At 33.8% G+C, this 8,617-nt stretch carries 10 protein-coding genes; all 10 read left to right on the top strand.

Going from position 1 to position 8,617, the window contains the following annotated elements; translation table 11 throughout:
• The first annotated feature begins 24 nt into the window (after positions 1–24).
• Positions 25–1,566 (top strand): anthranilate synthase component I family protein, encoded by a 1,542-nt coding sequence (locus ERL59_RS18065; RefSeq protein ID WP_160647644.1) that lies wholly within the window; start codon positions 25–27, stop codon positions 1,564–1,566.
• Between the two features lie 18 nt (positions 1,567–1,584).
• Positions 1,585–2,181, top strand: coding sequence for an aminodeoxychorismate/anthranilate synthase component II (pabA, locus tag ERL59_RS18070; RefSeq protein ID WP_160647645.1), 597 nt, complete (start codon positions 1,585–1,587; stop codon positions 2,179–2,181).
• Positions 2,171–3,049, top strand: a complete 879-nt coding sequence (pabC, locus tag ERL59_RS18075; protein ID WP_160647646.1) for an aminodeoxychorismate lyase — start codon at positions 2,171–2,173, stop codon at positions 3,047–3,049. Before pabA ends, pabC begins: the two co-directional genes overlap by 11 nt.
• Positions 3,046–3,912 (top strand): dihydropteroate synthase, encoded by an 867-nt coding sequence (gene folP, locus ERL59_RS18080; RefSeq protein ID WP_160647647.1) that lies wholly within the window; start codon positions 3,046–3,048, stop codon positions 3,910–3,912. Before pabC ends, folP begins: the two co-directional genes overlap by 4 nt.
• Positions 3,913–3,935: 23 nt before the next feature.
• Complete coding sequence (gene folB, locus ERL59_RS18085) at positions 3,936–4,298, top strand: dihydroneopterin aldolase (protein ID WP_160647648.1); 363 nt, start codon at positions 3,936–3,938, stop codon at positions 4,296–4,298.
• A gap of 2 nt (positions 4,299–4,300) precedes the next feature.
• Positions 4,301–4,843, top strand: coding sequence for a 2-amino-4-hydroxy-6-hydroxymethyldihydropteridine diphosphokinase (gene folK / locus ERL59_RS18090; RefSeq protein ID WP_160647649.1), 543 nt, complete (start codon positions 4,301–4,303; stop codon positions 4,841–4,843).
• Positions 4,795–5,001: a helix-turn-helix domain-containing protein gene (locus tag ERL59_RS18095; protein WP_160647650.1), complete on the top strand. Its 207-nt coding sequence runs from the start codon at positions 4,795–4,797 to the stop codon at positions 4,999–5,001. Before folK ends, ERL59_RS18095 begins: the two co-directional genes overlap by 49 nt.
• Positions 5,002–5,019: 18 nt before the next feature.
• A complete protein-coding gene (gene dusB, locus ERL59_RS18100) occupies positions 5,020–6,030 on the top strand; it encodes a tRNA dihydrouridine synthase DusB (RefSeq protein ID WP_160647651.1) in 1,011 nt (336 codons plus the stop codon).
• A 210-nt stretch (positions 6,031–6,240) separates the two neighbouring features.
• A complete protein-coding gene (greA, locus tag ERL59_RS18105; protein WP_160647652.1) occupies positions 6,241–6,717 on the top strand; it encodes a transcription elongation factor GreA in 477 nt (158 codons plus the stop codon).
• Positions 6,718–6,815: 98 nt separating this feature from the next.
• Positions 6,816–8,303: a lysine--tRNA ligase gene (gene lysS, locus ERL59_RS18110; RefSeq protein ID WP_160647653.1), complete on the top strand. Its 1,488-nt coding sequence runs from the start codon at positions 6,816–6,818 to the stop codon at positions 8,301–8,303.
• The last annotated feature ends 314 nt before the right edge of the window (positions 8,304–8,617 follow it).

An 8,617-nucleotide genomic window follows, 5' to 3' on the forward strand; every position in this document is an offset into this window, starting at 1 on the left:
TAAACAAACTCGGGGGTAGTAATCGTGATTTTAACCTCTTTTAAGCAGTGGAAATATTGGGCAAATAAATATACGATGCTCCCATACATACAAACATTTCCTTTACCTAATGTTGATGTGATTTCTTGGGAAAAAGCTTGGGAGAATTGTTCAGATCATGCGTTTGTATTAGAAAGTGGCAAAACAGGTCAATATACTTTCTTAGGTTTACAGCCTTTTTCAACTATATTTGGCAGCAATAATAAAGGCATTATTACTGATCAAAATAACAATAAAACTCACCTACAAGGGAAACCTTTGGATTTAGTAAAAAACTGGATGAAAGATTATGTTGCTCCTAAAATTGAAGGGGCTCCTAAGTTTATTGGAGGTTGTGTTGGTTATTGGAGTTATGATGTCATTCGCTCAATCGAAAAAATACCAAATCTATCAAAAGAAGATTTAGAACTTCCAGACTATTATTTTATGATGATGGATGAGTTATGGATTATAGATCAAAAAAATAAATGTCTGTATTGTGCAATTCATTTTCCTTTAACAGACAAGAATATAAACGAGGAGATGCTTCATTTTCATTATTTAAAGGCTAAAGAAAAAGTGGGACAGATGAAGAAAATTTGGGATGATATCATAAATATAAACGATAATCACCCATCTTATGAAAGAAAGAAGATATTTCAAAGTTCAGTTGAAAAAGATCAACTGCATATTGATGTGGAATCGATTGAAGGAATTGAAAAATCTCTTTCAAAAGATGAGTATATGGAAGCAGTTAAAAAAATTCAACAGTATATATCCCAAGGGGATATTTTTCAAGTAAATTTATCACTGCGACAAAACCGACGTTTAAATAGTTCGCCAGAAGAACTTTATGAATGGTTGCGAATATTAAATCCATCACCATACATGAGTTTTCTAAAATGTCCAGATTTTCATCTTGTTTCGGCATCTCCAGAGTTATTAGTTAAACTTGAGGATAATATTGTAAGTACAAGACCTATTGCAGGCACTAGACGCAGAGGGAATAACAATGAAGAAGACAAGGAACTAGCAGAAGAACTAATATTGAATGAGAAAGAACGTGCAGAACATGTGATGTTAGTTGATTTAGAAAGAAATGATCTTGGTCGAATTTCTAAATTTGGTACAGTAAAGGTTAAAGATTTTATGGAAATAGAATATTATTCACATGTCATGCATATCGTTTCAGAGGTGCAAGGTGAATTAGCGGAAGGTAAAGATGGTTATGACGTCATTGCAGCAACATTTCCTGGTGGTACCATTACTGGAGCACCAAAAATTCGAACGATGGAAATAATTGAAGAGTTAGAACCAGTTAGGAGAGGTCCATATACAGGTTCCATCGGTTGGATTGATTATAATGGGAATATGGAATTCAATATAATAATACGCACACTAGTTATTTTAGATCATATTGGATATATACAAGCAGGAGCCGGTATTGTCATTGACTCTAATCCCTATAGAGAATATAAGGAAAGTCTAAATAAAGCAAAAGCATTATGGAAAGCAATTCAATACAGTGAATTAATCCATCAAGTTTAAAAAGGGGGCGCATATAGAATGATACTTGTCATTGATAACTATGATTCATTTACTTACAATTTGGTACAATATTTAGGTGAAATTGGACAAGAGGTTATCGTTCATAGAAATGATGAAATCAACATTTCAAAAATAGAACAGTTGCAACCTGATCATATTTTGATTTCTCCAGGTCCATGCACACCTAATGAAGCGGGAATCAGTTTAAGTTTAATTGATCATTTTAAAGGGAAGATTCCTATTTTGGGTGTTTGTTTAGGTCATCAGGCAATCGGACAAGTTTTTGGTGGGGAAGTGGTTAGAGCTGAACAACTTATGCATGGCAAAACCTCTCCAATTTTTCATGATGGTAAGACGATATTTGAAGGCATTCCATCTCCTTATACTGCAACGAGATACCATTCTTTAATTGTCCGTAGAGAGTCACTTCCAGATTGTTTAGAAATTAGTGCTGAAACAGAAGCAGGAGAAATAATGGGATTAAGGCATAAGAAATTTAACATCGAAGGTGTACAATTTCATCCTGAATCGATTATTACAGATCATGGTTTACAATTATTAAAGAACTTTATCTCCCAAACAAATGTGAAGAGAGAGCAAATAAATGAAAGTTAGTATAAATGGGACAATACAGGACGAAAAAGAGGCCGTGATATCTATATTTGATCACGGTTTTCTTTACGGTATGGGTTTATTTGAGACGTTTCGAACTTATGATGGAATGCCCTTTTTAATTGAGCAGCATTTAAATCGGTTGAAAAGAAGTTGTGAAATGATCGGAATAAATTGGGTGCCTGATAAAAACCGTATTCTACTCCAAATAGAAAGATTGCTTGAAGTCAATGGATTAAAAGATGGATATATACGATATACCATTACAGCTGGTGAAGGGAATTTAGGATTACCTATAGATGAATATTCCAAGAATAATGAGATCATTTATATCAAGGCCCTCCCTGATATGAGCGTGGACCTATATAAATATGGTAAAGCGATTCAACTTTTAAATATTAAGAGGAATACACCGGAGACAGACATTCGTTTAAAATCACTACATTATATGAATAATATTTTAGCAAAAAAAGAAATGAATGAGATTGCAAAAGATAAAACAGCTGAGGGATTATTTTTGACGGCTGAAGGTTACTTAGCTGAAGGTATTGTAAGTAATATTTTTTTCATACGCGATCAAGTTTGGTATACTCCATCCATTGACACTGGAATTTTACCAGGAGTTACAAGAGGTTATGTAATTAAATGGTTGAATAAGATAGGGATTCCTGTAAATGAAGGTAGATTTTTATGGGAGGATTTAATGGCAGCAAATGAGATTTTTATAAGCAATTCTATTCAAGAGATCGTTCCCATTACAACACTATATGATTTGAATGGTAAAAAAATGGATGTAGGATCAGGACAAGTCGGTTTTGAAACAAAGGAATTGATTAGAAAATACAAATCAGATATAGGAGGATACAAATGAGACGGAATTTATTTATATCGAGATCTAGACCTCAAGTTGCTTCTCGTAAATTAAATTGTAAGGACCGATCAATAACGTTAGGAGAAAAAACATTAATCATGGGTATCTTAAATGTAACTCCGGATTCTTTTTCTGATGGTGGGAAATATATAAGTGAAGAAACAGCAGTAGAAAGAGCTTTGAAAATGATTGAAGAGGGAGCGGATATCATTGATGTGGGGGGCGAATCTACTAGACCTAATGCCGAGGCTGTTCATGTAAATGAAGAATTACAACGTGTTATTCCGATTATAGAGACATTAAAAGATGTGATCCATGTTCCAATCTCTATTGATACTTACAAAGCTGAAGTAGCTGACAAAGCCTTAAATGCTGGAGCACATATTGTGAACGATGTATGGGGTTTAAAAAAAGATAGGGATATGGCTTCTGTTATTGCAAAACATCAATGTCCAGTGATTATCATGCATAATAGAAATGAAATAGGATATGATCATTTTATTCAGGATGTTATTTTTGATTTACATGAAAGTATTAACATTGCTCATCAAGCAGGGATAAAAAATGAGCAAATTATTTTAGATCCAGGTATCGGTTTTGCAAAGACTTCTGATGAAAATTTAATTCTAATGAATCACTTGAGTGATATTGTTTCAATAGGATACCCTGTTTTATTAGGAACTTCAAGAAAGTCTATGATTCGTAATGTATTGGATTTACCTTCTACCGATGTTGTTGAAGGTACAGCGACTACAATTGTTTATGGTATGATGCAAGGATGTCAAATCGTTCGTGTCCATGATATTAAAGAAATGAAACGAGTAACAACAATGACGGATGCAATGTTATTAAAAAGTGATTGAAATATGAAGAGGGGGTTTTATAATTGGATAAAATGATAATGGAAAAGATGGAGTTTTACGGTTATCATGGGGTTTTTCCTGAGGAAAGAAAATTAGGCCAGAAATTTTACATAGACACTACCTTTTTCTTTGATTTACAATTAGCTGGGAAGAGTGATGATTTAAATCAAACGATTAATTATGCGGAAGTATATGATGTGATCAAAGGTATTGTTGAGGGACATTCATATCAACTTATTGAAGCTTTAGCAGAAAATATTGCAAGTATAGTATTGAAAACTTATACTAAGATCAAAGAAATTACAGTTAAGGTTACAAAACCTAATCCACCTTTTGATATTCATTTTTCAGGTGTTACTGTTGAAATCCATCGAAAGAGTGTGTAAAAATGAATGAAAACAAAAAAAAGAATATGGCTTATATAGGGTTAGGGTCAAATATAGGTGAGAGAGAAACTTACCTTAAAGATGCAGTGCAGCAATTAAACAATTTTCCTATAGAAGTGATAAGATGCTCAAATATATATGAAACTGATCCTGTAGGGTATACAGATCAGGATGCTTTCTTAAATATGGTTGTTGTGGTTACAACTACGTTTTCTCCCAAACAATTACTACAACAATTAGCAGGAATTGAAAAATCATTATTAAGACAAAGAGTCGTTCATTGGGGGCCAAGAACCATTGACTTAGATTTACTGTTGTATGACAATGTTCAAATAAACACAGATCAACTTATCGTTCCTCATCCACGGATGAATGAAAGGTTGTTTGTACTTATCCCACTCTTGGATGTGATTCAAGGAGAAGAAGAAAAACAACAAATTCAAATGACTGTGGATCAATTAATGGAACTTGAGGGTGAGAGTAAAGGAGTAAGGCTTTGGAAAAAAACCGAGTGGCTCAACGCATTAGAGCTTATAGAAAACTGAAGGGTTACACTCAAAATGAACTAGCAGTAAAAATAGGTATTTCAATTAGTAAATTAGGCTCTATTGAACGCGGATCGATTAAACCTGATGAAAAGACCATTCAACTAATATCAGAAGCGTTATACATAGATGCTGATGAATTAAAAAGTGAACTCTAAATTGAAAGGAATAGAAAAATGTTACAGATTGGAAATATCCAAACCCAAAATAATGTTGTACTTGCTCCTATGGCAGGAGTTTGTAATCCAGCATTTAGACTGATCGCAAAAGAATTTGGTGTTGGATTAGTATGTGCTGAAATGGTAAGTGATAAAGCAATTTTACACGGAAACGAAAGAACAATGCAAATGTTATTTGTGGATGAAAGAGAAAAACCTCTTAGTTTACAAATTTTTGGAGGCGATAAACATTCGCTTGTTGAAGCGGCAAAAGTAGTTGATCAGAATACGAATGCAGATATTATAGACATCAATATGGGATGTCCAGTACCCAAAATTACAAAATGTGACGCTGGTGCTAAATGGTTACTAGATCCATCTAAAATAGAAGAGATGGTTTCTGCTGTTGTAAAAGCGGTATCTAAACCAGTCACAGTTAAAATGAGAATGGGCTGGGATGAAGAACACATATACGCAGTTAAAAACGCACAAGCTGTTGAGCGTGCAGGTGGGAAAGCTGTAGCTGTTCATGGAAGAACACGACAACAATTGTATACTGGTAAAGCGAATTGGGATATTATAAAAGAAGTCAAACAGTCGGTACAAATCCCAGTAATCGGCAATGGCGATGTGTTTACACCTGAAGATGCAAAACGTTTGCTTGATTATACTGGATGTGATGGAGTTATGATTGGGAGAGCGGCATTAGGTAATCCATGGATGCTTTATCGCACGATCGAGTATTTAACGAATGGTGAGTTATTACCTGAACCTGATATAAATGAAAAAATGCGTATTGCAATGTTACATCTAGATCGTTTAGTTGATTTAAAAGGTGAGCATGTTGCTGTAAGAGAAATGCGTAAGCATATGGCATGGTATTTAAAAGGTTTACGTGGTTCTGCAAAAGTTAAAGATGAAATCATGTCGGAAACCACAAGAGAGGGCATGAATACCATTCTTAAAAATTTTGTTGAATTTCAACAGCAAAAAAGTGAGAACATGGATAATAATGTCGTAATTCATTAGATTTTTTTAAATAAGCAACCCTTTATTGACTTTTTAACATCCTTACCATATAATCAACCATTAGAATAAAATATGAAACAACCCTTGAATTAAAGAGTCATCATGAATCTGTCATCATGGGCTGAAACTTTAATATATTAAAATAGAGCAATTTCTATTTGCTGAGTGGAAGCAAATATGAAAAATACTTAAATGACAGGAGATTTCAATATGTCTGATAAAGAAGTAATTCTTACCCCAGAGGGTTTGAAAAAGCTAGAGGATGAATTAGAAAATTTAAAATCAGTAAAACGTAGAGAGGTTGCTGAAAGAATTAAGGTAGCTATCGGATACGGTGATATTAGTGAAAATTCTGAATATGAAGATGCAAAAAATGAGCAAGCATTTATCGAAGGACGTGTGATTACACTTGAAAAAATGCTTCGTAATGCACGTATTATTAATAATGATGATGTAGGTACTGATAAAGTGAACATCGGTTCTCGAGTGGTTTTAAAGGATGTTGAGTATGGAGATGAAGTTGAATATGCTATCGTTGGTACAGCAGAATCTGACCCTTCTCAAAATAAAATTTCCAATGAAAGCCCGGTAGGGAAAGCGATTCTAGGTAAAGAAAAAGGATCTGTAGTAGATGTAAATGTACCCGCTGGCGTGATACAATACGAAATCATTGATATCATGAAATAGTTTATTCATTATCCCATTTACAAAAAAGCTTCCGATAATCGCTTCCTTTGGAAGCTTTTTTGTGTAATATTAGTGAAATTAAAGGAGTGGAGTTATAAGTGAGCCAAGAATTGGAACTAAATGAGTTGTTACAAATACGTCGCAATAAATTAGATGAACTTAAAAGTTTAGGGATAGACCCATTTGGTGGTAAGTTTGAGCGTACACATACAGCAAATGAAATTATTTCTGATTATTCCGAGTATACAAAAGAAGATTTACAGGAGAAAAATCAAGAAGTTATTATTGCAGGTCGTATTATGCAAAAACGTGGTATGGGTAAAGCTGGTTTTGCTCATATTCAGGACATTTCAGGTAAAATTCAAATTTACGTTCGTAAGGATACGGTTGAGGAAAATCAATTTGAAGGCTACAAGATGTTAGATATTGGTGATATTGTTGGGGTAAAAGGGTTTGTTTTCAAAACAAAAACAGGAGAGATTTCTGTTAAAGCAACTGAAATTACCGTTCTTTCCAAATCTTTGTATCCGTTACCTGAAAAGTTCCATGGACTAAAAGATGTAGAGCTGAGATATCGTCAAAGATACGTGGATTTAATTATGAATCAAGACGTACAAGAAACATTTATTCTTCGTTCAAAAATTATTCAGTCCATGCGTGAATATTTAAATCAAAAATCATTCTTAGAAGTAGAAACCCCTACGCTTCATGCCATCGCAGGAGGTGCAGCTGCGCGTCCTTTTATTACTCATCATAACGCGTTGGACATGCAGTTATATATGAGAATTGCCATAGAATTGCATTTAAAAAGATTAATTGTTGGTGGTTTGGAGAAAGTTTATGAAATTGGACGAGTATATCGAAATGAAGGAATCTCAACACGTCATAATCCAGAGTTTACTATGCTTGAACTTTATGAAGCTTATGCAAACTTTGAAGATATCATGCAACTAACAGAGGAAATGATTGGCCATATAGCTGAAGAAGTTTTAGGTACTAAAGTAGTTGATTATCAGGGAGTTAAAGTGGATCTAGGTACTCCATGGAAAAGAATTTCAATGGTAGAATCCATTAAAGATGTAGTGGGTGTAGATTTTAGTGTTCAGATGACAAATGAGGAAGCACATCAGCTTGCTAAAGAACACAATGTGAAAGTAGAACCAACGATGTCATATGGACATATTGTTAATGAATTCTTTGAAACATTTGTTGAAGAAACATTAATTCAACCTACATTTATTTATGGACATCCTGTAGAAATTTCACCATTAGCTAAAAAGAACGAAGCAGATCCTAGATTTACAGATCGTTTTGAATTATTTATTGTTGCTAGAGAACATGCAAATGCATTTACCGAATTAAATGATCCAATAGATCAAAGAGAAAGATTTGAGTCTCAAATAAAAGAGCGTGAACAAGGTAATGATGAAGCTCATATGATGGATGATGATTTTATTAGAGCTTTAGAATATGGAATGCCACCTACTGGTGGATTAGGAATTGGAATGGATCGTCTTGTCATGTTATTAACTGATTCAGCATCCATACGAGATGTATTATTATTTCCAACGATGAAAGAAAAATAATATAAATACCTAAAAAAGTGAAGAAAGGCTTCGGAGCATAAACTTAATACTTTTCGGGGACGCCAGAGCTAACAAAGGTGAAACAAAAAACCGTTAAAGTTTATTCCAACAATTATAGTAGTTTTATCACCCATGTTATTTCATTTTTAGCAAAAATTGTTCTCGCTTTTTAGTGGGAACAATTTTTTTATAAAAAGTACTTGCAATATATAAAAGGATCATGTTATATTATTAAAGTCGCCGCTGAGGCGGACGACAAAAATTAAAGAAAAATGCTTGGTAATAAAGCATTCTTTGCACCTTGAAAACTGAAT

Source organism: Chengkuizengella marina, assembly GCF_009910845.1.
Taxonomy (GTDB): domain Bacteria; phylum Bacillota; class Bacilli; order Paenibacillales; family KCTC-33759; genus Chengkuizengella; species Chengkuizengella marina.

What these genes read in the sequence shown, in the direction of transcription:
- pabA (WP_160647645.1), top strand. Translation starts at nt 1,585, where the DNA reads ATGATACTTGTCATTGATAACTATGATTCATTTACTTACAATTTGGTA.
- pabC (WP_160647646.1), top strand. Translation starts at nt 2,171, where the DNA reads ATGAAAGTTAGTATAAATGGGACAATACAGGACGAAAAAGAGGCCGTG.
- folP (WP_160647647.1), top strand. Translation starts at nt 3,046, where the DNA reads ATGAGACGGAATTTATTTATATCGAGATCTAGACCTCAAGTTGCTTCT.
- folK (WP_160647649.1), top strand. Translation starts at nt 4,301, where the DNA reads ATGAATGAAAACAAAAAAAAGAATATGGCTTATATAGGGTTAGGGTCA.
- dusB (WP_160647651.1), top strand. Translation starts at nt 5,020, where the DNA reads ATGTTACAGATTGGAAATATCCAAACCCAAAATAATGTTGTACTTGCT.
- greA (WP_160647652.1), top strand. Translation starts at nt 6,241, where the DNA reads ATGTCTGATAAAGAAGTAATTCTTACCCCAGAGGGTTTGAAAAAGCTA.